Raw genomic sequence first — 23649 nt, forward strand, 5'->3', positions numbered from 1 at the left:
GGTATTAACTCCCGTGGAGGTGGTCGGTCCTACAACAGCAAGTGGGACCGCTGCTGTGGACTACTTCTTGCCCGGCTTCTTCTTGCCGGCGATCGCGCGACGCGGGCCCTTGCGGGTGCGAGCGTTCGTCGAGGTGCGCTGGCCGTGGACCGGCAGCCCGCGACGGTGGCGGAGACCCTGGTAGCAGCCGATCTCGACCTTGCGGCGGATGTCGGCCTGGATCTCGCGGCGAAGGTCACCCTCGACCTGCAGCTGGTTGTCCACGTAGTCGCGGATCTTGACGAGGTCCTCCTCCGCCAGGTCGCGGACCCGGGTGTCCGGGTTCACGCCGGTGGCGGCGAGGGTCTTCTGAGAGAGGGTGCGCCCAATGCCGAAGACGTAGGTGAGGGCGACCTCCACGCGCTTTTCGCGCGGGATGTCGACACCTGCAACGCGTGCCATGGGATGTGGCTCCTGATTGCTATGTCGGAGGTCTGACGCAGCACCATTCCCGTAACTGGATCCTCTGGGGCTTCGCCCCAGACCCCGGGCCCTGTGTGGAGCCTTACGAGTCGGGTCCCCAGCCTCCGAGCCGGGGGTGTCGTCCCACACACACGTGCACTGTGGGGGTCGGGTGTCTGCGTATCTGTCGTATTCGCTTATGCGTCGCGCGAGATCTGCGAAGAGTGCAGGTCGGCGTGCGTCAGCCCTGGCGCTGCTTGTGGCGCAGGTTGTCGCAGATGACCATGACCCGGCCGTGACGGCGGATCACCTTGCACTTGTCGCAGATCTTCTTGACGCTCGGCTTGACCTTCATTGGTTCGGAGGTCCTCCGGGTCAGTGCCCACCCCACGGGAGCGGGGTGGAGCAAGATCTACTTGTAGCGGTAGACGATCCGTCCGCGCGTCAGGTCGTAAGGAGAGAGCTCCACCACGACCCGGTCGTCGGGAAGGATACGGATGTAGTGCATCCGCATCTTGCCGCTGATGTGCGCGAGGACCTGGTGCCCGTTCTGGAGCTCCACCTTGAACATGGCGTTCGGCAGAGACTCGACGACGGTGCCCTCGATCTCGATGGCCCCTTGTTTTTTGGCCATACCTGAGTGCTACACCTTCCGGATTGGCTACCTGGATGGTCCGTGAGCGCGCCTGAACGCACACATGGACCGACGAGCCAGTCTAAGCCACGCGGGGTGAAAAGGGGAAATCGTGATACTGCCCCGAGATCAAGATCATTATGCCCGGGTTAGGCCAGCGGGTCCGGAGCGGCCGTAATGCCCAGCTCAGCCAGCTTTGCCTTGCCGCCGTCCGGAGCGGTCAGGACCAGCGGGCCCTGCTCGGTGAGCGCCACCGAGTGCTCCCAGTGCGACGACCAGGTGCCGTCGTCGGTCTTCACCGTCCACTCGTCCTCGAGGACGTGGGTCTTCGGTGTGCCGAGGCTCACCATCGGCTCGATCGCCAGGCAGAAGCCGGGCACCAGCTTCGGGCCCTTGCCGCGGCGCCGCTCGACGTAGTTCAGCAGGTGCGGCTCCATGTGCATCTGCGAGCCGATGCCGTGGCCGCCGTAGTCCTCGATGATCCCGTACTTGCCGGAGGCGGGCCGGGGCTGGCGGCGGATGTAGCCCTCGATGGCCTTGGAGACATCGACCAGCCGGGCGCCCTTGCGGACGGCGGCGAGGCCGGCCCACATGGACTCCTCGGTGACCCGGCTGAGCTCGATCAGCTCGGGCGCGTGGCCCGTACCGACGAAGACGGTGAGCGCCGCGTCACCGTGCCAGCCGTCGACGATCGCGCCGGCGTCGATGGAGATGATGTCGCCGGACTTCAGGACGGTCTCGCGGTCCGGGATGCCGTGCACGACGACGTCGTTCACCGAGGTGCAGATGTTGCCGGGGAAGCCGCCGTAGCCCAGGAAATTCGGCTTGGCGTTGTGCTCGGCGAGCACTTTTGCCGCGATCTCGTCCAGATCCTTGGTCGAGGCTCCGGGGACGGCCGCTTCGGCGCAGGCCTTGTGCATGGCGGCGACGACAAGCCCGGCCTCCCGCATCTTCGCGATCTGCTCGGGGGTCTTGATCTCCACCATGGCGGGGTGCGCCTCCTGGTCTGCTTCGTGGGTTCCAGCAGACCAGGATACGCGCACACCGAGCCCGCCCGGGCTCAGCGCGAGGGCAGCGCCTCCATGGCCCGCTGGGTGACCTCGGCCACCGGGCCCATCGCGGAGATGGTGGTGACCAGGCCCTGCGCCTTGTAGTAATCGATGATCGGCTCGGTCTGCTGGTGGTAGACCTCGAGCCGGCGCCGGACAGTGTCCTCGCTGTCGTCGTCGCGCTGGTACAGCTCGCCGCCGCACTGGTCGCAGACGCCGTCCTTGACCGGCGGGCTGTACGTGACGTGGAACACGTGCGACGAGTCGTTACGGCAGATGCGCCGGCCGGCGATCCGCTTCACGACCTCGTCCTCGGGGACCTCCAGGTCCAGCACCGCGTCGAGCTCCATCGACGCGGCCTGCAGCATCTCGTCCAGCGCCACGGCCTGCGAGACATTCCGCGGGAAGCCGTCCAGCAGGAAGCCGTTCGCGGCGTCCTCCTGCTCCATGCGGTCCTTCGCCATGCCGATCGTGATCTCGTCGGGCACGAGCTGGCCGGCGTCCATGTACGACTTGGCCTCGAGCCCGAGCTCCGTCTCCTGGCTGATGTTCGCGCGGAACAGATCGCCGGTGGAGATGTGCGGGATCGACAGGTTCTTGGCGAGGTACGCGGCCTGCGTGCCCTTGCCCGCACCGGGCGGCCCGACGAGGACGATTCGCATCAGCGGAGGAACCCTTCGTAATTACGCTGCTGAAGCTGACTCTCGATCTGCTTCACAGTCTCAAGACCGACACCCACGATGATCAGGATGCTCGTGCCACCGAACGGGAAGTTCTGATTGGCATTGAAGAGCACCAGGGCCACCGTTGGCACCAGCGCGATGAGTCCCAGGTACATCGCTCCCGGCCACGTGATCCGGTTCAGCACGTAGCTCAGGTATTCCGCCGTAGGACGCCCCGCCCGGATGCCAGGGATGAAGCCACCATACTTCTTCATGTTGTCGGCGACTTCCTCGGGGTTGAACGTGATCGCCACGTAGAAGAAGGCGAAGAACACGATGAGGAGGAAGTACGTGATGATGTAGTACGGGTGGTCGCCCTTGACGAAGTTCTTCGAAATCCACTGTGCCCAGCCGGACTGCGAGTTCGTGAACTGCACGATGAGCGCCGGGATATACAGCAGCGAGGACGCGAAGATGACGGGAATCACACCCGCCTGGTTGACCTTCAGCGGGATGTAGGTCGACGTACCGCCGTACGACCGGCGGCCGATCTGGCGCTTCGCGTACTGCACCGGAATGCGCCGCTGCGCCTGCTCGACGAAGACGACCAGGCCGACCATCGCCAGGCCGAGCGCGATGACGATCGCGAACTCGCCCCAGCCGCTCATGATCTCGCCGCCGGTCTTGATGGCCCACAGCGAGCCCGGAAAGCCGGCCGCGATCGACACGAACATCATCATCGACATGCCGTTGCCGATGCCGCGGTCGGTGATGAGCTCACCGAACCACATGATCACGGCACAGCCGGCGGTCATGGTGATGACCATCGTGATGATGGTGAAGATCGAGTCGTTCGGAATGATCTGGTTGTTGACGGTGCACTGCGGGAAGAGCGAGCCGCTGCGCGCCGTGGCCACCAGGCCGGTGCCCTGCAGCACGGCGAGGGCGACCGTCAGGTAACGGGTGTACTGCGTGATCTTCGCGGTGCCCGACTGGCCTTCCTTCTTCAGCTGTTCCAGTCGTGGGATCACAACGGTCAGCAGCTGCAGGATGATGCTCGCCGTGATGTACGGCATGATCCCGAGCGCAAAGATGGTGAGCTGCAGCAGGGCTCCGCCGCTGAACATGTTGACGAGCCCGAACAGCCCCTGCTGGCTGCTGGCCTGGTCCATACACGTCTGGACGGCCTCGTAGCTGACTCCGGGGAGCGGCACATGCGCACCGAGCCGGTAGATGACGATGATGCCCAGTACGAAGAGCAGCTTCTTGCGCAGGTCGGGTGTCTGGAACGCCCGGGCGAACGCGGTGAGCACGGTGCCTCCTGCGACCCTCACGCAGCCGCGCGAGAGGTGACGGTCTCAATGATCAACGGATAAGTACGGTCAAAGCCCGGCAGATCGGCTCGTCCAACTCGTCGAACCTGCCCACCCGGAAGTCAACAGTGCCAGCCACCTTACCGGCGACCTGGCCCCCCGTGGAACGACCAACCGGGGATGCCCATGTCGAGCATCCCCGGTTGTTCGTCACACTGCTCAGACAAGCTCCGTGACGGAGCCGCCCGCAGCGGCAATCTTCTCCTTGGCGGAGCCCGAGACCTTGTCCACGGTCACGGTCAGCGCCACGGTGATCTCGCCCTGGCCAAGGACCTTGACGAGGCTGTTCTTGCGAACGGCACCCTTCGCGACCAGGTCCGCCACCGTGACCTCGCCACCCTCGGGGTAGAGGGAGGCGAGCTTGTCCAGGTTCACGACCTGGTACTCGGTGCGGAACGGGTTCGTGAAGCCCTTCAGCTTCGGGAGACGCATGTGGAGGGGCATCTGCCCGCCCTCGAAGCGCTCCGGAACCTGGTAACGGGCCTTGGTGCCCTTGGTACCACGACCGGCCGTCTTACCCTTCGACGCCTCACCACGACCCACACGGGTCTTGGCGGTCTTGGCGCCCGGAGCCGGACGGAGGTTGTGGACCTTCAGCGGCTTGTTCTCTTCCGCCATGTCAGTCGACCTCCTCGACGCTCACGAGGTGGCGGATGGACTGAATCTGTCCACGCACCACGGGAGAGTCCTCACGGGTGACGCTGTCGTGCAGCCGGCGCAGGCCGAGCGTACGGAGCGTCTCCCGGTGGTTCTGCTTGCTCCCGATGTAGGACTTGGTCTGGGTGATCTTGAGCTGCGCCATTACGCGTTCACCCCAGCCCGCGCCCGCAGCAGAGCGGCGGGAGCAACGTCCTCCAGCGGCAGGCCACGGCGGGCGGCGATCTCCTCGGGGCGCTGCAGGCCCTGAAGAGCGGCCACCGTGGCGTGCACGATGTTGATCGGGTTCGAGGAACCGAGCGACTTGCTCAGCACGTCGTGGATGCCGGCGCACTCGAGCACGGCACGCACGGGACCACCGGCGATAACACCGGTACCCGGCGAAGCCGGCTTGAGCAGGACGACGCCCGCGGCCTCTTCACCCTGGATCGGGTGCGGAATGGTGCCCTGGATACGCGGGACCTTGAAGAAGTTGCGCTTGGCCTGCTCAACGCCCTTGGCGATGGCGGCCGGCACCTCCTTGGCCTTGCCGTATCCGACACCCACGGTGCCGTCACCATCGCCCACTACGACCAGCGCAGTGAAGCTGAAGCGACGACCACCCTTCACAACCTTGGCGACACGGTTGATCGCGACAACGCGCTCAACGTATGCGGTCTTGTCGGCGCCGGCGTTGGCACCGTCACGGCCCTTCCGGTCCCGCCGCTCGCCGCCGCCGGCGCCGCCACCGCGGCGCTGGGGTCCAGCCATTGGTCTACCCTCTCTCAGAACTTGAGCCCGGCTTCGCGGGCCGCGTCGGCCAGAGCAGCGATGCGCCCGGCGTACTTGTTGCCGCCGCGGTCGAACACGACGGCCTCAACGCCCGCCGACTTCGCCCGCTCGGCGACCAGCGCGCCGACGGCCTTGGCCTGAGCGCTCTTGTCGCCCTCGGCGCCACGGATGGACGTGTCCAGCGACGACGCCGAGGCCAGCGTGTGGCCCTTGAGGTCGTCGATGACCTGCGCCACCATGTGGCGGTTCGAGCGCGTCACGACGAGGCGCGGACGCTCCGCCGTACCGGAGACCTTCTTACGGACCCGGATGTGGCGGCGCTTCGTGGCGGCACGCTTGTACGCGTCACCCTTGGCGATCTTCACACCGTATGTCATGGCTTACTTACCAGCCTTTCCGACCTTGCGGCGGATGACTTCGCCCTCGTACTTGACGCCCTTGGCCTTGTACGGGTCGGGCTTGCGCAGCTTGCGGATGTTCGCGGCGACCTCGCCGACCTTCTGCTTGTCGATGCCCTCGACGCTGAAGTGCGTCGGGTTCTCGACCTTGAAGGTGATGCCCTCGGGGGCCTCGATGAGGATCGGGTGGCTGTATCCCAGCGAGAACTCCAGGTTGGAGCCCTTCGCCAGCACGCGGTAGCCGACGCCGCTGATCTCGAGCTTCTTGACGTAGCCCTGGGTCACGCCGGTGACCATGTTCGCCACCAGCGTGCGGGACAGGCCGTGCAGGGCCTTGTTCTTGCGCTCGTCGTTCGGGCGGGAGACGACGATGGAGCCGTCCTCACCCTTGGCGACGTCGATGGGCGCAGCGACGGTGTGCGAGAGGGAGCCCTTGGGGCCCTTCACCGCGACCGTACGGCCATCGATGGTGACGTCCACACCGGCGGGAACCTGAACGGGCAGCTTGCCAATACGCGACATTGCTATTTCCTCCGTTCCCGGTTACCAGACGTAGGCGAGGACTTCCCCACCCACGCCCTTCTTCTGTGCCTGCTGACCGGTGAGGAGACCGTGGGACGTGGAGATGATCGCCACGCCCAGGCCGCCCAGCACGCGGGGCAGGTTGGTGGACTTTGCGTAGACCCGCAGACCCGGCTTCGAAATCCGCTTGATGCCGGCGATCGAGCGCTCACGGTTCGGGCCGAACTTCAGCTCGAGGATGAGGTTCTTGCCGACCTCGGCGTCCTCGGTGCGGTAGCCGGTGATGTAACCCTCCTGCTGGAGGATTTCCGCGATGTGCGACTTGATCTTGCTGTGCGGCATGGCGACGGTGTCGTGGTACGCCGAGTTAGCGTTCCGCAGACGAGTCAGCATGTCTGCGATCGGATCGGTCATGGTCATGTGATGGCCTTCGGCCTCTCTCGCCGCGGTTTCCTGATGCTCCGTCCCTCTCCCCTTACTCCTCTTATGACAAGAGAGAGGGGCGGGTGTGGTGCGGTGGACCTACGGCGTAGTAGTTCGGTCTTTGCCGAGAACTACTAGTAAGCGGTGATGCTTACCAGGAGCTCTTGGTCACGCCCGGCAGCTCGCCACGGTGCGCCATCTCACGGAGGCACACGCGGCACAGGCCGAACTTGCGGTACACGGAGTGCGGCCGGCCGCAGCGCTGGCAGCGCGTGTAGCCACGCACCCCAAACTTGGGCTTGCGGTTGGCCTTAGCGATCAGAGCCTTCTTCGCCACGGTCAGTTCTCCTTGAACGGGAAGCCGAGGTGACGAAGGAGAGCACGGCCCTCGTCGTCGTTGGACGCCGTGGTCACCACGGTGATGTCCATGCCCCGCGTCCGGTCGATCTTGTCCTGGTCGATCTCGTGGAACATGACCTGCTCCGTGAGACCGAAGGTGTAGTTGCCACGGCCGTCGAACTGCTTCGGCGACAGACCGCGGAAGTCGCGGATGCGCGGCAGCGCGAGCGACAGCAGCCGGTCCAGGAACTCCCACATGCGGTCACCACGGAGGGTGACGTGGGCGCCGATCGGCTGACCCTCACGCAGCTTGAACTGCGCGATGGACTTCCGGGCCTTGGTCACGGACGGCTTCTGGCCGGTGATCGTGGCGAGGTCCTTGATGGCACCGTCGATCAGCTTGGAGTCGCGGGCGGCGTCGCCCACACCCATGTTGACCACGATCTTGGTCAGGCCGGGAATCTGCATGACGTTCTCGTACGAGAACTCGTCCTTCAGCTTGCCGGCGATCTCTTCGCGGTAGCGCTGCTTGAGCCGCGGCGCGTTGGTGGTGGCAGTCATCAGATGTCCTCACCCGTCCGCTTGGCAACGCGAACCTTGTTGCCTTCGTCGTCGAAGCGGTAGCCGACACGGGTCACGACCTTGTTCCCGTCCTTCTCCACGACCAGCTGGACGTTGGAGACGTGGATCGGGGCCTCGGTGGTGATGATGCCGCCGGTCTTCGAACCGCGGGCGGTCTGGCCGGCCTTGGTGTGCTTCTTGACCCGGTTGACACCCTCGACCAGGACGCGCTCATCGCTGGGGTAGGCCTGAATGACCTTGCCCTGCTTGCCGCGGTCCTTGCCGGTGATGACCTGAACCAGGTCGCCCTTCTTGATCTTCATGCTTACAGCACCTCCGGCGCGAGCGAGATGATCTTCATGAACTTCTTCTCGCGCAGCTCACGGCCGACCGGGCCGAAGATACGGGTGCCACGGGGGTCGCCGTCGTTCTTCAGAATGACGGCGGCGTTCTCGTCGAAGCGGATGTACGAACCGTCGGGACGCCGGCGCTCCTTCACGGCGCGCACGATGACGGCCTTGACGATGTCGCCCTTCTTCACGTTGCCACCGGGGATCGCATCCTTGACGGTGGCGACGATGACGTCACCGATGCCCGCGTAGCGACGGCCGGAGCCACCGAGAACACGGATGCAAAGGATTTCCTTCGCACCGGTGTTGTCGGCGACCTTGAGCCGCGACTCCTGCTGGATCACGTCTATCTCCTGGATTGTCTGCCGGTTCCCGGCAGGGGTCTTGCGAACCCCTGCCGAGCCTGGCGGAACGAACCTGAGGGAATGCCCTCAGGAATTACTTGGCCTTCTCGAGGATCTCGACGACGCGCCAGCGCTTCGTCGCGGACAGCGGCCGGGTCTCCATGATGAGGACACGGTCGCCGACACCCGCGGCGTTCTGCTCGTCGTGCGCCTTGAGCTTGTTGGTACGGCGGATGACCTTGCCGTACAGCGCGTGCTTCACCCGGTCCTCAACGGCGACGACGACGGTCTTGTCCATCTTGTCGCTGACGACCAGACCCTCGCGGGTCTTGCGGAAGCCACGGGCCTCGGTCTTCTCTGCAGTCACATTCGTCTCGCTCATCAGGCGCTCTCCACCGTCTCGATGCCCAGCTCACGCTCGCGCATCAGGGTGTAGATCCGGGCGATGTCCTTACGGACCGCCTTCAGACGGCCGTGGTTCTCCAGCTGCCCGGTCGCCGCCTGGAAGCGGAGGTTGAACAGCTCTTCTTTGGCCTCACGCAGCTTGCCGACGAGGTCCTCGTCGTTCAGCTGGCGCAGCTCGCTCGGCTTCGTGCCGGCAGCCATTACGACTCACCGCCTTCGCGCCGCACGATGCGGCACTTCATCGGAAGCTTGTGAGCAGCGCGGGTGAGCGCCTCACGCGCAGTCTTCTCATTCGGGTAGGACAGCTCGAACATCACGCGTCCGGGCTTAACGTTCGCAACCCACCACTCCGGCGAACCCTTACCGGAACCCATGCGGGTCTCAGCAGGCTTCTTCGTCAGCGGACGGTCCGGGTAGATGTTGATCCACACCTTGCCGCCACGCTTGATGTGACGCGTCATGGCGATACGAGCTGCCTCGATCTGCCGGTTCGTCACGTACGCCGGGGTCAGGGCCTGGATGCCGTACTCGCCGAAAGCGAGCTCGGTGCCACCCTTGGCCATGCCCGAGCGTCCCGGGTGGTGCTGCTTGCGGTGCTTGACCCGCCTAGGGATCAGCATGTCGGTCAGGCCTCCGTTCCGGTGCTCTCAGCAGCGGGAGCGGCGGCGGGAGCCTCGGCCTTGGGGGCCTCGGCAGCCGGAGCCGACTGCTGCTGCGGACGACGGCCACCACCGCGGCCACCACGCTCGCCGCCCCGGCCGCCACCGCGGCCGCCCGGACGGTCGTTGCCGCCACCGCGCGCCGGGCGGTTACCCGCACGGGCGGCAGCGTTCTCAGCGCGGACCTCGGCGATGTTCTTCACGTCGCCCTTGTAGATCCAGACCTTCACACCGATGCGGCCGAAGGTCGTACGGGCCTCGAAGAAGCCGTAGTCGACGTTCGCGCGGAGCGTGTGCAGGGGCACACGGCCCTCGCGGTAGAACTCCGAGCGCGACATCTCGGCACCGCCGAGACGCCCGCCGCACTGGATCTTGATGCCCTTGGCGCCGGCCTTCATGGCGGACTGCATGCTCTTGCGCATGGCCCGACGGAAGGAGACGCGGGAGGAGAGCTGCTCGGCGACGGCCTGCGCGACGAGCTGAGCATCGGTCTCGGGGTTCTTCACCTCGAGGATGTTCAGCTGCACCTGCTTGCCGGTGAGCTTCTCCAGCTCGCCACGGATACGGTCGGCCTCCGCACCACGGCGGCCGATGACGATGCCCGGCCGGGCGGTGTGGATGTCCACGCGGACGCGGTCACGGGTGCGCTCGATCTCCACCTTCGAGATGCCGGCGCGCTCCATGCCCTTCGTCATCATGCGACGAATGGCGACGTCTTCCTTGACGTAGTCCTTGTACAGCTTGTCGGCGTACCAACGCGACTTGAAGTCGGTGGTGACACCCAGCCGGAACCCGTGCGGGTTTACCTTCTGGCCCATTACCGGGTTCCTTCCTTGCTGCCGAGAACCACGGTGATGTGGCTGGTGCGCTTACGGATCCGGTAGGCCCGGCCCTGGGCACGCGGACGGAACCGCTTCAGGGTCGGACCCTCGTCGACGTAGGCCTCCTTGATGAAGAGGTCGTCGACGTCGGTCATCTCGTAGTTGTGGGCGGCGTTGGCAATGGCGCTGTCCAGCACCTTGCCGACAGGCTCACTCGCGGCCTGCGGGGCGAAACGCAGGACGGCCTGAGCCTCCGTGGCATCCATGCCACGGATAAGGTCCACCACCCGGCGGGCCTTCATGGGCGTGACGCGGATGTACCGCGCCCGTGCCATGGCTTCCATGGTTGTCCCTTCGGAATTAGTCATAGTCTTCGCACCCCGCTCGTCAGCGACGCTTCGACTTGCGGTCGTCCTTGACGTGGCCGCGGAAGGTGCGGGTCGGCGCAAACTCGCCGAGCTTGTGGCCGACCATCGACTCAGTGACGAACACCGGGACGTGCTTACGGCCGTCGTGCACCGCGATGGTGTGACCCAGCATCGCCGGGACGATCATCGAGCGGCGGGACCAGGTCTTGATGACGTTCTTGGTGCCTGCATCGTTCTGAACGTCCACCTTCTTGGAAAGGTGGTCGTCGACGAAGGGCCCCTTCTTGAGACTGCGCGGCATCTAAACCCGCTCCTAGCGCTTCTTGTTCGTCTTGCGGCGGCGGACGATGTACTTGTTGCTCGCCTTCTTCGGCGAACGCGTACGACCTTCCTTCTGACCCCAGGGGGACACCGGGTGGCGACCACCCGAGGTCCGGCCCTCGCCACCACCGTGGGGGTGGTCGACCGGGTTCATGACGACACCACGCACGGTCGGGCGGACGCCCTTCCAGCGCATACGGCCGGCCTTACCCCAGTTGATGTTCGACTGCTCGGCGTTGCCGACCTCGCCAACGGTGGCGCGGCAGCGGACGTCGACCAGGCGGATCTCACCGGACGGCATACGCAGGTGGGCCATCTGGCCCTCCTTCGCCAGCAGCTGCACGGAGGCACCCGCGGAGCGGGCGAACTTCGCGCCGCCGCCGGGCCGCAGCTCGATGGCGTGGATGGTCGTACCCACCGGGATGTTGCGCAGCTGCAGGTTGTTGCCCGGCTTGATGTCGGCCCCAGGGCCGTTCTCGACGCGGGCACCCTGCGACAGCCCGGCCGGAGCCAGGATGTAGCGCTTCTCGCCGTCTGCGTAGTGCAGCAGCGCGATGCGCGCGGTGCGGTTCGGGTCGTACTCGATGTGCGCGACCTTGGCCGGCACGCCGTCCTTGTCGTGCCGACGGAAGTCGATCACGCGGTAGGCGCGCTTGTGGCCACCGCCCTGGTGGCGGGCAGTCACACGACCGGCGTTGTTACGGCCGCCCTTGCTGTGCAGCGGGCGAACCAGCGACTTCTCCGGCGTGGACCGCGTGACCTCGACGAAGTCGGCGACCGAAGAGCCACGACGGCCCGGGGTCGTCGGCTTGTACTTGCGGATTCCCATTTCTCAGTCCTCGTCCGTATCCGGACGATCCCGTCTCCGTTAGGAGACCGGACCGCCGAAGATGTCGATGCGGTCGCCTTCAGCGAGGGTCACGATGGCGCGCTTGGTGTCCGCGCGCTTCCCGAAACCGGTGCGGGTGCGCTTGCGCTTGCCCTGCCGGTTGATCGTGTTGACCCCGGTGACCTTGACCGTGAAGACCGTCTCGACGGCCTGCTTGATCTGGGTCTTGTTCGCACGCGGGTCGACGATGAACGTGTACTTGTTGTCGTCGAGCAGCGCGTAGCTCTTCTCCGAGACGACCGGCTTGAGCAGCACGTCACGGAGATCCGTGAAGGACTTGCTCAGCGGGGTCTCGACGGTGACCTTGCCGTCCGCGGCGTGCCGCGCGGCCTTGGCCTTACGAGCAGCCTTGGCGGCCTTGGCGGCCTTCGAGGCGATGCTCGGGTGACGCGTAGCCATCAGGCCTCGCTCCCTTCGAGCTCGCTCTCGCTCGCGACAGCCTTGCCGGCCTTGGCCGGACCGGTCACGAAGGACTCGAAGGCGGCCTGAGTGAAGACCACGTCGTCGGAGACGAGCACGTCGTAGGTGTTCAGCTGACCCGGCTCCAGGATGTGCACCTGGGGCAGGTTGCGGGCGGAGAACACCGCGGCCTCGTCGGCCCGGTCCACGACCAGGAGCACGTTCTTGCGCTCGCTGACCTTGGCCAGCAGGGCCTTGGCGGCCTTGGTGGACGGCGTCTCACCCTCGACCACGCCGGTGACGACGTGGATGCGGTTGTTGCGGGCCCGGTCGGTGAGGGCGGCGCGCAGGGCGGCGGCCTTCATCTTCTTGGGCGTCCGCTGCGAGTAGTCGCGCGGCACGGGACCGTGCACGACGCCACCACCGGCGAACTGCGGAGCGCGGGTCGAGCCCTGGCGGGCGCGGCCGGTGCCCTTCTGGCGGTACGGCTTCTTGCCACCGCCGCGGACCTCGCCGCGCGTCTTCGTCTTGTGCGTGCCCTGGCGGGCAGCGGCCAGCTGGGCGACGACGACCTGGTGGATCAGCGGGATGCTGACCTTGGCGTCGAAGATCTCCGCGGGGAGCTCGACGCTACCGGTCTTGTCGCCGGCCGGCGAAAGAATGTCAATGGTGCTCATCGGTTACCTCAGGCCCCCTTGGCCGCGGTACGGACCAGGACGAGGCCGCCGTTCGGACCGGGAACCGCGCCCTTGATGAGCAGCAGACCCTTCTCCGCGTCAACGGCGTGGACGGTCAGGTTCTGGGTGGTCACGCGCTCGTTGCCCATCCGGCCGGCCATGCGCATGCCCTTGAAGACACGACCCGGGGTGGCGCAGCCACCGATCGAGCCGGGCTTGCGGTGCACGCGGTGGGCACCGTGGGATGCCTTGCCGCCGTGGAAGCCGTGGCGCTTCATGACGCCGGCGAAGCCCTTGCCCTTGCTCTTGCCGGTGACGTCGACCTTGACGCCGCCCTCGAAGGTCTCCGCGGTGAGCTCCTGGCCGAGGGTGTACTCGGAGGAGTCCGGGGTGCGGACCTCGACGAGGTGGCGGCGGGGGGTGACGTCGGCCTTGGCGAAGTGGCCCTTGAGGGGCTTGTTCACCTTGCGCGGGTCAATTTCGCCGAACGCGATCTGGACGGAGTCGTAACCGTCCTGGTCGTTGGTGCGGACCTGGGTAACAACGCAGGGCCCGGCCTTGACGACGGTCACCGGAACGATGCGGTTGTTCTCGTCCCAGACCTGCGTCATGCCGAGCTTCTCGCCCAGGAGGCCCTTGATCTGCTTAGCCATCTCTCAGATCACCGGCCTTCAGAGCTTGATCTCGATGTCGACACCGGCCGGGAGGTCGAGTCGCATCAGAGAGTCAACGGTCTTGGGGGTCGGGTCGAGGATGTCGATGAGGCGCTTGTGCGTGCGCATCTCGAAGTGCTCGCGAGCATCCTTGTACTTGTGCGGCGACTTGATGACGCAGTACACGTTCTTCTCAGTGGGCAGCGGCACCGGGCCCGCGACCGACGCACCAGTACGCGTCACCGTCTCGACGATCTTCTTCGCCGAGGAGTCGATGACCTCGTGGTCGTAGGCCTTGAGCCGGATGCGGATCTTCTGTCCCGCCATGGCTTCTCAGCAGTCCTGTTCTCTCATTACGCTCTGGCTTCCCCTCCGACCCACGCGGTCGGGCGTGTCGCAACCCTTCCCGCAATAAGCTGCGGAATTTTCCTGCTGGAGGGAGTGCCGTGGCTGGCGCCCCGCATACGCTTCCCGGAAGATTCCCGTACTTCCGTCCCTGATGAGGGACGACGAATACCTGGGACTCGCTTCCAGTCCTCCCGGCGGGAGGCGCGCAGCATCGGCTACACAACCGAGCAACCCCGACAGTCTGCCATATCAGGACGGGCCGACGCCAATCGAGGCCGGGGCCCCCTAAACGCCCCCGGAAAAACGTGAGCGGCCTCACCCCGAAACGGGGTGAGGCCGCTCACAGAGCGATTGCTCAGGTCACTTGGTGATCTTGGTGACCTGGCCGGCGCCCACGGTCCGGCCACCCTCACGGATGGCGAACTTCAGGCCCTCTTCCATCGCGACGGGCTGGATGAGCTCAACGGTCATCTCAGTGTTGTCGCCCGGCATGACCATCTCGGTGCCCTCGGGGAGGGTCACGACGCCGGTCACGTCGGTGGTGCGGAAGTAGAACTGCGGACGGTAGTTGTTGAAGAACGGGGTGTGACGGCCACCCTCGTCCTTCGACAGGATGTAGGCCTGGGCCTCGAACTCGGTGTGCGGCGTAACCGAACCGGGCTTGATGATGACCTGGCCGCGCTCGACGTCCTCGCGCTTGATGCCACGAAGCAGCAGACCGACGTTCTCACCGGCCTGACCCTCGTCGAGCAGCTTCCGGAACATCTCGATGCCGGTGACCGTGGTGGTGGTCTTCTCGGTCTTGATGCCGATGATGTCGACGGTCTCGTTGACCTTGAGGATGCCACGCTCGATACGACCGGTGACGACGGTGCCACGACCGGTGATCGTGAAGACGTCCTCGATCGGCATCAGGAACGGCTTGTCGACGTCACGCTCGGGCTGCGGGATGGACTCGTCGACGGCCTTCATCAGGTTGAGGACGGACTCACCCCACTCCTTGTCGCCCTCGAGGGCCTTCAGAGCAGAGACCTTGACGACCGGAACGTCATCGCCCGGGAACTCGTACTCGGAGAGCAGCTCGCGGACCTCGAGCTCGACGAGCTCCAGGATCTCCTCGTCGTCCACCATGTCGGCCTTGTTCAGCGCGACAACGATGTACGGCACGCCGACCTGGCGGGCCAGGAGCACGTGCTCCTTGGTCTGCGGCATCGGGCCGTCGGTCGCGGCGACCACCAGGATCGCGCCGTCCATCTGGGCGGCACCGGTGATCATGTTCTTGATGTAGTCCGCGTGACCGGGGCAGTCGACGTGCGCATAGTGACGCGACTCGGTCTGGTACTCGACGTGCGCGATGGAGATGGTAATACCACGCTGGCGCTCTTCCGGCGCCTTGTCGATCATGTCGAAGGCCGAGGCCTCGTTCAGGTCGGGGTACGCGTCGTGCAGCACCTTGGTGATCGCAGCGGTAAGAGTGGTCTTACCGTGGTCGATGTGACCGATGGTGCCGATGTTGACGTGCGGCTTAGTCCGCTCGAACTTCGCCTTCGCCACGGGATCCTCCTGTGGAGTGGTTCTGTACGCCTTTACTCATCGGCGCCAGGTGAACTTTTGCTTGGGGCCGGCCGCGGGGGCCCCGCCGCATCCCCTCTGGCATGAGACCGGAGGATATGCGACGGGATGCCCCGTAAGCCCTTTGTGCTACAGCCTACGGGTTACTCGCCCTTGGCCTTCGCGATGATCTCCTCTGCCACGGCCTTGGGGACCTCGGCGTAGGAGTCGAACTGCATGGAGTAGCTCGCGCGACCGGAGGTCTTGCTGCGCAGGTCGCCCACGTAGCCAAACATCTCGGACAGCGGAACCAGGCCGGTGACCAGCTTGGCGCCACCGCGGTCCTCCATGGACTGGATCTGACCGCGCCGCGAGTTGATGTCGCCGATCACATCGCCCATGTAGTCCTCGGGCGTGGTGACCTCGACCTTCATCATCGGCTCGAGCAGGGCCGGGGAGGCCTTGCGGGCGGCCTCCTTGAAGGCCATCGAACCGGCGATCTTGAAGGCCATCTCGGACGAGTCGACCTCGTGGAACGCGCCGTCGAGCAGGGTGACGCGGACACCCGTGAGCGGGTAACCGGCGAGCACGCCGAACTCCATGGCCTCCTGCGAGCCCGCGTCCACCGAGGGGATGTACTCCCGGGGGATGCGGCCACCGGTGACCTTGTTGACGAACTCGTAGCCGTCGCCCTCGAGCGGCTCGAGCGCGATGATCACGCGCGCGAACTGACCGGAACCACCGGTCTGCTTCTTGTGCGTGTACTCGTGCTTCTCGACCGGCTTGCGGAGGGTCTCGCGGTAGGCCACCTGCGGCTTACCGACGTTCGCCTCCACCTTGAACTCGCGCTTCATGCGGTCGACGAGGACGTCCAGGTGAAGCTCGCCCATGCCGGCGATGATCGTCTGGCCGGTCTCCTCGTCGGTGTGCACCTTGAAGGACGGGTCCTCCTCGGCGAGGCGCTGGATCGCCGTGCCCAGCTTCTCCTGGTCGCCCTTGGACTTCGGCTCGATGGCGACCTGGATCACCGGGGCCGGGAAGTCCATGGACTCGAGGATGACGGGGTTCGACGGGTCGCAGAGCGTCTCACCGGTGGTGGTCTGCTTCAGGCCCATGACGGCGACGATGTCGCCGGCACCCACCGACTCGATCTCCTCACGCTTGTTCGCGTGCATGCGGTAGATCTTGCCGATGCGCTCCTTCTTGCCCTTCACCGAGTTCTGCACCTGGGTGCCGGCGGTGAGCCGGCCCGAGTACACGCGGATGAAGGTGAGCTTGCCGAGGTGCGGGTCCGCAGCGATCTTGAAGGCCAGAGCCGACATCGGCTCGTCCTCGGACGGCTTGCGGACGATGACCTGCTCCGGGTCGTTGACCGCGTGGCCCTCGATCGCGTCGACGTCCAGCGGCGACGGCAGGTAGCGCACGACCGCGTCGAGCAGGGGCTGCACGCCCTTGTTCTTGAACGCGGTGCCGCAGAACACCGGGGTCACCGTGGTGCCCTCGGTGGTACGGCCGGAGGCGATGGTCACGCGGCGGATGGCCGCGTACAGCTGGTCCTCGGTGGGCTCCTGGCCCTCGAGGTACAGCTCCATCATCTCCTCGTCGTTCTCGGCCACGGCCTCGAGGAGCTTGCCGCGGTACTCCGCGGCGGCCTCGGTGTGCGTGTCCGGGATGTCGACGATGTCGTACGCCTCACCCAGCTTGGTGTCGGCGGACCAGACGAAGGCCTTCATGGTGACGAGGTCAACGACACCCTTGAAGTCCATCTCGGTGCCGATCGGCAGCTGCATGACCAGCGGCTGAGCGCCCAGACGGTCCTCGATCATGTCGACGCAGCGGTGGAACTCCGCGCCGGTACGGTCGAGCTTGTTGACGAAGCAGATACGCGGAACGCCGTAGCGGTCCGCCTGACGCCACACCGTCTCGGACTGCGGCTCCACACCGGCGACACCGTCGAACACCGTCACGGCACCGTCCAGGACGCGCAGCGAGCGCTCCACCTCGACCGTGAAGTCGACGTGACCCGGGGTGTCGATGATGTTGATGGTGTGATCGGTGTCGTTCAGCGGCCAGTGGCAGGTCGTCGCGGCAGACGTGATCGTGATGCCGCGCTCCTGCTCCTGGGCCATCCAGTCCATCGTGGCAGCGCCGTCGTGGACCTCACCGATCTTGTAGCTCACACCGGTGTAGTACAGGATCCGCTCGGTGGTGGTCGTCTTGCCCGCGTCGATGTGGGCCATGATCCCGATGTTGCGGACCTTGGCCAGGTCAAGCGAAGTGGTGGCCATGTTGGCTCAGTCTTCTCTCTCGTTAACGGGGGTGTCGACTACCAGCGGTAGTGCGCGAACGCCTTGTTCGCCTCGGCCATCTTGTGGGTGTCCTCGCGTCGCTTGACGGAGGCGCCCAGGCCGTTCGAGGCGTCCAGCAGTTCGTTCATGAGCCGCTCGGTCATGGTCTTCTCGCGACGGGCGCGCGAGTAGCCCACGAGCCAGCGCAGCGCCAGCGTGGAGGAGCGGCCGGGCTTGACCTCGACCGGGACCTGGTAGGTCGCGCCACCGACACGGCGGGACTTGACCTCGATGGCCGGCTTGACGTTCTCGAGGGCGCGCTTGAGGGTGATGACCGGGTCGTTGCCGGTCTTCTCGCGCAGGCCTTCCATGGCGCCGTACACGATGCGCTCAGCGGTGGAGCGCTTGCCGTGCAGGAGCACCTTGTTGATGAGGGACGTCACCAGAGGAGAGCTGTAGACCGGGTCGATGATGACCGGGCGCTTCGGGGCGGGGCCCTTACGAGGCATGCTTACTTCTCCTTCTTGGCGCCGTAGCGGCTGCGAGCCTGCTTACGGTTCTTGACGCCCTGCGTGTCCAGGGAACCGCGGATGATCTTGTAACGAACACCCGGCAGGTCCTTCACTCGGCCACCACGCACGAGCACGATGGAGTGCTCCTGCAGGTTGTGGCCCTCACCCGGGATGTAAGCGGTGACCTCGATGCCGGAGGTCAGGCGAACACGCGCGACCTTCCGCAGCGCCGAGTTCGGCTTCTTCGGGGTGGTGGTGAAGACACGCGTGCAGACGCCGCGGCGCTGGGGGGAACCCTCGAGCGCGGGCGTCTTGTTCTTCTCGACCTTGTCCTGCCGGCCCTTACGGACCAGCTGCTGGATCGTAGGCACTACTTCTCCGGTTTCTGTGTGCCGATCTCGATACTTCTAACCTGGGGTTCCTGCGACGGTCCCCGACCCACGCGGTCGGGTGTGTCGCAAGCCCTGGAAATCTCCCGCGCGATTTGCTTCGCAGCGGGGGAATGTGCTCCAGCGTGGCGGAGACTTCCGCGCACACGGGAACCCGGGGACACCCCAGGCACAAGGTCAGAGCCTACCTATAGCATTCGCTCCGGTCAAAACAAGCCCTAAGCCGACGAGGACGCGACCATCGCCACGATCAGCAGGATGAAGGCCACCGTGCCGATCGCCAGATAGCCGATCACCATGCCGGCCACGGCCATGCCGTCGCCGCTCTCCCCCGTGCGCTTGATCTCGGCCCGCGCCTTATGGCCCAGGATCACCGCCGGAATGCAGGTGATGCCCACCATGGGCACCAGCGCCCCGCAGACGAGCGAAGCCACCGCCGAGCTATTGGTGGGCGGGGCCGGGGTCGGCAGGAAGGTCTGAGGCACGGCAGGGGCCATCGGCGGGCCGAAGCCGCGCGGCGTCTGCGGGTGGTGAATGCCCTGTGGCAGATCTCCCACGAGCAGGTGCAGCTCGCCATACGTCTGGGCCTTGTACGCACGCGTCATCCGCGTCTCGTACTCCGGCTGGGTGAGCCGCCCCTCAGCGAACCCGGCCTTGAGCACATCCACCGCCCGCTCGCGGTCCGCATGAGACACACGCATGGTGGGCGGACGCCCCTGATCCCACGGCTGCATGGACAAAGCAAGCACCTCCCCACCGAACGGCGCAGCAACGCACCTACACCATTGTGCTTGACGCGTGGCGCTTACGCCGAGTTCCCGGCCGTTACGGACCGGTGTAGCCCAGGAAACGCCGCAGGGCGGCCCTCCCGTACGGGAAGACCGCCCTGCGGTGCGTTCTGGACGCCCTACTGGTTGTACGGACCGTAGTCGTAGTCCTCCAGCGGAACGGCCTGGCCTGAACCGGTGCCGAAGGGCGAGTAGTCGATCTCGTCGTAGCCGACGGTCGAGTACATCGCGGCCTTCGCCTCCTCGGTGGGCTCCACCCGGATGTTGCGGTAGCGGGACAGGCCCGTACCGGCCGGGATGAGCTTACCGATGATCACGTTCTCCTTGAGGCCGATGAGGCTGTCGGACTTGGCGTTGATCGCCGCGTCCGTCAGCACCCGGGTCGTCTCCTGGAAGGAGGCGGCCGACAGCCAGGACTCCGTGGCCAGCGAGGCCTTGGTGATACCCATCAGCTGCGGACGGCCGGAGGCCGGGTGGCCGCCGTCCGCCACGACCCGACGGTTCTCGCCCTCGAACTTGGTGCGCTCGACGAGCTCGCCCGGCAGCAGCTCCGCGTCGCCGGACTCGATGATCGTCACGCGGCGCAGCATCTGCCGGATGATGATCTCGATGTGCTTGTCGTGGATCGACACACCCTGCGAGTTGTAGACCTTCTGCACCTCGCCGACCAGGTGGACCTGGACGGCCCGCTGGCCCTGGATGCGCAGCACGTCGTGCGGGTTGATCGCACCCGCGGTGAGCGCCTGGCCGACCTCGACGTGGTCGCCCTCCTTCACCAGCACCTTGGAGCGCTTGGAGATGGGGAAGGCGGTCTCGTCGGAGCCGTCGTCGGGGGTGACGACGAGCTTCTTGGTCTTCTCGGTCTCCTCGATACGGACCCGTCCTGCGGCCTCCGAAATCGGCGCGACGCCCTTGGGCGTACGGGCCTCGAAGAGCTCGACGACACGCGGCAGACCCTGGGTGATGTCGTCGCCCGCCACACCACCGGTGTGGAAGGTACGCATCGTCAGCTGGGTGCCGGGCTCACCGATGGACTGGGCGGCGATAATGCCGACCGCCTCACCGATGTCGACCAGCTTGCCGGTGGCCAGCGAACGGCCGTAGCACATCGCGCAGGTGCCGACGGCGGACTCGCAGGTCAGGACCGAGCGGGTCTTGACCGTCGAGACGCCGTGCTTGACCAGCTCGTCGATGAGCACGTCGCCCAGGTCGGTGCCGGCCGGGGCCAGCACCTTGCCGTCGACGACGATGTCCTCGGCGAGGCAGCGCGCGTACACGCTGGTCTCGGCGTCCTCCGCCTTGCGCAGCACGCCGTCCTCGCCCTTGGCGGCGAATTCCAGCTTCAGGCCGCGCTCGGTGCCGCAGTCCTCCTCGCGGATGATCACGTCCTGCGAGACGTCCACCAGACGACGGGTCAGGTAACCCGAGTCGGCGGTACGCAGCGCGGTGTCCGCCAGACCCTTACGGGCACCGTGCGTGGAGATGAAGTACTCCAGCACGGAGAGACCCTCGCGGAACGACGCCTTAATCGGCCGCGGGATGGTCTCGTTCTTGGCGTTGGACACCAGACCACGCATACCCGCGATCTGACGCATCTGCATCATGTTTCCGCGAGCACCCGAGTTCACCATCATGAAGATCGGGTTGGTCTTCGGGAAGTTGGCGTTCATGGCCTCGGCGACCTCGTTGGTCGCCTTGGTCCACAGGGCGATGAGCTCCTGCGAACGCTCGTCCTTCGTGATCAGACCGCGCTCGTACTGCTTCTGGATCTTCTCGTCCTGGGCCTCGTACCCGGTGATGATCGCCTTCTTCGCCTCCGGGACGACGACGTCCGAGATGGCGACGGTGACGCCGGAACGGGTGGCCCAGAAGAAGCCGGACGCCTTCAGGTTGTCGAGCGTCGCCGCCACGATGACCTTCGGGTAGCGCTCGGCGAGGTCGTTGACGATCTCGGAGAGCTGCTTCTTGCCGACCGAGTAGTCGACGAACGGGTAGTCCTCGGGGAGCAGTTCGTTGAACAGCGCCCGGCCGAGGGTGGTCGTGAGGCGGAAGGGGTCACCCTGCTGCCACTCGCCCTCGCCCTCCTCGGCGACCGGCGGGGTCCAGCCGCGCGGCGGGACGGTGCCGACCGGGAAGCGGATGTCGATCTTCGCCTGCAGCGACAGCTCGCCGGCGTCGAACGCCATGATCGCCTCGGCGACCGAACCGAAGGCCCGGCCCTCGCCCTTGACCTCGCGCTCGTCCTCGTCCGTGGTGAGGAAGAACAGACCCAGGACCATGTCCTGCGTCGGCATCGTCACCGGACGGCCGTCGGCGGGCTTGAGGATGTTGTTCGAGGAGAGCATCAGGATGCGCGCCTCGGCCTGCGCCTCCGCGGAGAGCGGCAGGTGGACGGCCATCTGGTCACCGTCGAAGTCCGCGTTGAACGCGGTGCAGACGAGCGGGTGAATCTGAATGGCCTTGCCCTCGACCAGCTGCGGCTCGAAGGCCTGGATGCCGAGGCGGTGCAGCGTGGGCGCACGGTTCAGCAGAACCGGGTGCTCCGCGATGACCTCTTCCAGGACGTCGTACACGACCGTGCGGCCGCGCTCGACCATGCGCTTGGCGCTCTTGATGTTCTGCGCGTGGTTCAGGTCGACCAGGCGCTTCATCACGAACGGCTTGAAGAGCTCCAGCGCCATGGCCTTGGGAAGACCGCACTGGTGCAGCTTCAGCTGCGGGCCGACGACGATGACCGAACGGGCCGAGTAGTCGACACGCTTACCGAGCAGGTTCTGACGGAAACGACCCTGCTTGCCCTTGAGCATGTCGCTCAGGGACTTCAGCGGGCGGTTACCGGGACCGGTGACCGGGCGACCACGACGACCGTTGTCGAAGAGGGCGTCCACGGCCTCCTGGAGCATGCGCTTCTCGTTGTTCACGATGATCTCGGGCGCGCCGAGGTCGAGAAGCCGCTTCAGGCGGTTGTTGCGGTTGATGACGCGGCGGTACAGGTCGTTCAGGTCGGAGGTCGCGAAGCGGCCACCGTCCAGCTGCACCATCGGACGCAGGTCCGGCGGGATGACCGGCACGCAGTCCAGCACCATGCCCATCGGGCTGTTGGTGGTGGCCTGGAACGCCGAGACGACCTTGAGCCGCTTCAGGGCACGGGTCTTCTTCTGGCCCTTGCCCGTACGGATGATCTCGCGGAGCTTCTCGGCCTCCTCCTCCAGGTCGAAGGACTCGAGGCGCTTCTGCAGCGCCGCGGCGCCCATGCCACCGGAGAAGTAGGTGCCGAAGCGGTCGCGCAGCTCGCGGTAGAGCAGCTCGTCGCCCTCGAGGTCCTGGACCTTGAGGTTCTTGAAGCGGGCCCACACCTCGTCGAGGCGGTCGATCTCGCGCTGGGCGCGGTCGCGGATCTGCTTCATCTCGCGCTCGCCGCCCTCGCGCACCTTGCGGCGCACGTCGGCCTTGGCGCCCTCGGCCTCGAGCTCGGCCAGGTCGGTCTCGGCCTTCTTGGCGCGGGCCTCGAGGTCCGCGTCACGGCGCTGCTCGACCTGCTGGCGCTCGACGGAGACCTGGGCCTCCAGCGACGGCAGATCGCGCGTACGGCGCTCCTCGTCCACCCACGTGATCATGTAGGCGGCGAAGTAGATGACCTTCTCGAGGTCCTTCGGGGCGAGGTCGAGCAGGTAGCCCAGCCGCGACGGAACGCCCTTGAAGTACCAGATGTGCGTGACGGGAGCGGCCAGCTCAATGTGGCCCATCCGCTCACGGCGCACCTTGGCGCGAGTGACCTCGACGCCACACCGCTCACAGATGATGCCCTTGAACCGGACACGCTTGTACTTGCCGCAGTAGCACTCCCAGTCCCGGGTCGGACCGAAGATCTTCTCGCAGAAGAGCCCGTCCTTTTCCGGCTTGAGGGTGCGGTAGTTGATCGTCTCCGGCTTCTTTACCTCGCCGTGAGACCAGGTTCGGATGTCGTCCGCGGTGGCAAGGCCGATCCGCAGCTCGTCGAAGAAGTTGACGTCGAGCACTGTGTCGTCAATCCCTCTCAGGGTTGTGTCTAGATGGT

General features: G+C 65.9%; 33 protein-coding genes. All 33 read right to left on the minus strand.

Going from position 1 to position 23649, the window contains the following annotated elements:
• Positions 1-60: 60 nt before the first annotated feature.
• The 33 genes from rpsM to G5C51_RS07930 all read right to left on the minus strand — a co-directional run bounded on the left by rpsM (position 61) and on the right by G5C51_RS07930 (position 23611).
• The gene (rpsM, locus tag G5C51_RS07765) at positions 61-441 is read right to left on the minus strand and encodes a 30S ribosomal protein S13 (protein ID WP_165233885.1); all 381 of its coding nucleotides are present in this window, start codon (positions 439-441) and stop codon (positions 61-63) included.
• A gap of 241 nt (positions 442-682) precedes the next feature.
• On the minus strand, positions 683-796 hold the full coding sequence (gene rpmJ, locus G5C51_RS07770; RefSeq protein WP_003956441.1) for a 50S ribosomal protein L36: 114 nt from the start codon (positions 794-796) through the stop codon (positions 683-685).
• A 57-nt stretch (positions 797-853) separates the two neighbouring features.
• Positions 854-1075, minus strand: coding sequence for a translation initiation factor IF-1 (infA, locus tag G5C51_RS07775; protein WP_003948620.1), 222 nt, complete (start codon positions 1073-1075; stop codon positions 854-856).
• Positions 1076-1224: 149 nt separating this feature from the next.
• Positions 1225-2061: a type I methionyl aminopeptidase gene (map, locus tag G5C51_RS07780; RefSeq protein ID WP_165233888.1), complete on the minus strand. Its 837-nt coding sequence runs from the start codon at positions 2059-2061 to the stop codon at positions 1225-1227.
• Positions 2062-2135: 74 nt separating this feature from the next.
• Positions 2136-2786, minus strand: coding sequence for an adenylate kinase (locus G5C51_RS07785; RefSeq protein ID WP_165233891.1), 651 nt, complete (start codon positions 2784-2786; stop codon positions 2136-2138).
• Positions 2786-4099 (minus strand): preprotein translocase subunit SecY, encoded by a 1314-nt coding sequence (gene secY / locus G5C51_RS07790; protein ID WP_165233894.1) that lies wholly within the window; start codon positions 4097-4099, stop codon positions 2786-2788. Before secY ends, G5C51_RS07785 begins: the two co-directional genes overlap by 1 nt.
• 219 nt (positions 4100-4318) lie before the next feature.
• The gene (rplO, locus tag G5C51_RS07795; RefSeq protein ID WP_165233897.1) at positions 4319-4777 is read right to left on the minus strand and encodes a 50S ribosomal protein L15; all 459 of its coding nucleotides are present in this window, start codon (positions 4775-4777) and stop codon (positions 4319-4321) included.
• A 1-nt stretch (position 4778) separates the two neighbouring features.
• Positions 4779-4961 carry a 50S ribosomal protein L30 gene (rpmD, locus tag G5C51_RS07800; RefSeq protein WP_165233901.1) on the minus strand — a complete coding sequence of 61 codons (183 nt, stop codon included), beginning with the start codon at positions 4959-4961 and terminating at the stop codon, positions 4779-4781.
• Positions 4961-5566 carry a 30S ribosomal protein S5 gene (rpsE, locus tag G5C51_RS07805; protein WP_165233904.1) on the minus strand — a complete coding sequence of 202 codons (606 nt, stop codon included), beginning with the start codon at positions 5564-5566 and terminating at the stop codon, positions 4961-4963. The genes rpmD and rpsE overlap by 1 nt, the downstream gene beginning before the upstream one ends.
• A gap of 14 nt (positions 5567-5580) precedes the next feature.
• On the minus strand, positions 5581-5964 hold the full coding sequence (gene rplR, locus G5C51_RS07810) for a 50S ribosomal protein L18 (protein WP_165233907.1): 384 nt from the start codon (positions 5962-5964) through the stop codon (positions 5581-5583).
• A 3-nt stretch (positions 5965-5967) separates the two neighbouring features.
• Positions 5968-6507, minus strand: coding sequence for a 50S ribosomal protein L6 (rplF, locus tag G5C51_RS07815; protein ID WP_165233910.1), 540 nt, complete (start codon positions 6505-6507; stop codon positions 5968-5970).
• A 21-nt stretch (positions 6508-6528) separates the two neighbouring features.
• Positions 6529-6927, minus strand: coding sequence for a 30S ribosomal protein S8 (rpsH, locus tag G5C51_RS07820; RefSeq protein WP_165233913.1), 399 nt, complete (start codon positions 6925-6927; stop codon positions 6529-6531).
• Positions 6928-7081: 154 nt separating this feature from the next.
• Positions 7082-7267 (minus strand): type Z 30S ribosomal protein S14, encoded by a 186-nt coding sequence (locus tag G5C51_RS07830; protein WP_165233919.1) that lies wholly within the window; start codon positions 7265-7267, stop codon positions 7082-7084.
• Between the two features lie 2 nt (positions 7268-7269).
• Positions 7270-7830: a 50S ribosomal protein L5 gene (gene rplE / locus G5C51_RS07835; protein ID WP_165233922.1), complete on the minus strand. Its 561-nt coding sequence runs from the start codon at positions 7828-7830 to the stop codon at positions 7270-7272.
• Positions 7830-8153, minus strand: a complete 324-nt coding sequence (gene rplX, locus G5C51_RS07840) for a 50S ribosomal protein L24 (protein WP_165233925.1) — start codon at positions 8151-8153, stop codon at positions 7830-7832. Before rplX ends, rplE begins: the two co-directional genes overlap by 1 nt.
• Before the next feature lie 2 nt (positions 8154-8155).
• A complete protein-coding gene (gene rplN / locus G5C51_RS07845; protein ID WP_165233927.1) occupies positions 8156-8524 on the minus strand; it encodes a 50S ribosomal protein L14 in 369 nt (122 codons plus the stop codon).
• Positions 8525-8618: 94 nt separating this feature from the next.
• Complete coding sequence (gene rpsQ, locus G5C51_RS07850) at positions 8619-8906, minus strand: 30S ribosomal protein S17 (protein ID WP_165233929.1); 288 nt, start codon at positions 8904-8906, stop codon at positions 8619-8621.
• Complete coding sequence (gene rpmC, locus G5C51_RS07855) at positions 8906-9130, minus strand: 50S ribosomal protein L29 (protein ID WP_165233931.1); 225 nt, start codon at positions 9128-9130, stop codon at positions 8906-8908. Before rpmC ends, rpsQ begins: the two co-directional genes overlap by 1 nt.
• On the minus strand, positions 9130-9549 hold the full coding sequence (gene rplP, locus G5C51_RS07860) for a 50S ribosomal protein L16 (RefSeq protein WP_165233933.1): 420 nt from the start codon (positions 9547-9549) through the stop codon (positions 9130-9132). Before rplP ends, rpmC begins: the two co-directional genes overlap by 1 nt.
• Positions 9550-9554: 5 nt before the next feature.
• Positions 9555-10406, minus strand: a complete 852-nt coding sequence (rpsC, locus tag G5C51_RS07865; RefSeq protein WP_165233935.1) for a 30S ribosomal protein S3 — start codon at positions 10404-10406, stop codon at positions 9555-9557.
• Positions 10406-10753, minus strand: coding sequence for a 50S ribosomal protein L22 (gene rplV, locus G5C51_RS07870; protein WP_165233937.1), 348 nt, complete (start codon positions 10751-10753; stop codon positions 10406-10408). The genes rpsC and rplV overlap by 1 nt, the downstream gene beginning before the upstream one ends.
• Positions 10754-10796: 43 nt before the next feature.
• Positions 10797-11078: a 30S ribosomal protein S19 gene (gene rpsS / locus G5C51_RS07875; RefSeq protein ID WP_165233939.1), complete on the minus strand. Its 282-nt coding sequence runs from the start codon at positions 11076-11078 to the stop codon at positions 10797-10799.
• 12 nt (positions 11079-11090) lie between these two features.
• A complete protein-coding gene (gene rplB / locus G5C51_RS07880; RefSeq protein WP_165233941.1) occupies positions 11091-11927 on the minus strand; it encodes a 50S ribosomal protein L2 in 837 nt (278 codons plus the stop codon).
• Positions 11928-11966: 39 nt separating this feature from the next.
• Complete coding sequence (gene rplW, locus G5C51_RS07885; protein ID WP_165233943.1) at positions 11967-12386, minus strand: 50S ribosomal protein L23; 420 nt, start codon at positions 12384-12386, stop codon at positions 11967-11969.
• Positions 12386-13063, minus strand: a complete 678-nt coding sequence (gene rplD, locus G5C51_RS07890) for a 50S ribosomal protein L4 (protein WP_165233946.1) — start codon at positions 13061-13063, stop codon at positions 12386-12388. Before rplD ends, rplW begins: the two co-directional genes overlap by 1 nt.
• Positions 13064-13071: 8 nt before the next feature.
• The gene (gene rplC / locus G5C51_RS07895; RefSeq protein WP_165233949.1) at positions 13072-13716 is read right to left on the minus strand and encodes a 50S ribosomal protein L3; all 645 of its coding nucleotides are present in this window, start codon (positions 13714-13716) and stop codon (positions 13072-13074) included.
• 18 nt (positions 13717-13734) lie between these two features.
• Entirely contained in the window at positions 13735-14043 is a 309-nt protein-coding gene (gene rpsJ, locus G5C51_RS07900; protein ID WP_014054162.1) for a 30S ribosomal protein S10, read from the minus strand.
• A gap of 381 nt (positions 14044-14424) precedes the next feature.
• Positions 14425-15618, minus strand: coding sequence for an elongation factor Tu (tuf, locus tag G5C51_RS07905; protein ID WP_165233952.1), 1194 nt, complete (start codon positions 15616-15618; stop codon positions 14425-14427).
• Positions 15619-15779: 161 nt separating this feature from the next.
• Positions 15780-17903: an elongation factor G gene (gene fusA, locus G5C51_RS07910; protein ID WP_165233955.1), complete on the minus strand. Its 2124-nt coding sequence runs from the start codon at positions 17901-17903 to the stop codon at positions 15780-15782.
• Positions 17904-17941: 38 nt separating this feature from the next.
• Positions 17942-18412, minus strand: a complete 471-nt coding sequence (rpsG, locus tag G5C51_RS07915; RefSeq protein ID WP_165233958.1) for a 30S ribosomal protein S7 — start codon at positions 18410-18412, stop codon at positions 17942-17944.
• Between the two features lie 2 nt (positions 18413-18414).
• Positions 18415-18786 (minus strand): 30S ribosomal protein S12, encoded by a 372-nt coding sequence (gene rpsL / locus G5C51_RS07920; protein WP_003948652.1) that lies wholly within the window; start codon positions 18784-18786, stop codon positions 18415-18417.
• Positions 18787-19022: 236 nt separating this feature from the next.
• The gene (locus tag G5C51_RS07925) at positions 19023-19505 is read right to left on the minus strand and encodes a DUF1707 and DUF4190 domain-containing protein (protein WP_165233961.1); all 483 of its coding nucleotides are present in this window, start codon (positions 19503-19505) and stop codon (positions 19023-19025) included.
• 206 nt (positions 19506-19711) lie between these two features.
• The gene (locus tag G5C51_RS07930) at positions 19712-23611 is read right to left on the minus strand and encodes a DNA-directed RNA polymerase subunit beta' (RefSeq protein WP_165233963.1); all 3900 of its coding nucleotides are present in this window, start codon (positions 23609-23611) and stop codon (positions 19712-19714) included.
• Positions 23612-23649: the final 38 nt, after the last annotated feature.

It is taken from the genome of Streptomyces coryli (assembly GCF_011044975.1).
Taxonomy (GTDB): domain Bacteria; phylum Actinomycetota; class Actinomycetes; order Streptomycetales; family Streptomycetaceae; genus Streptomyces; species Streptomyces coryli.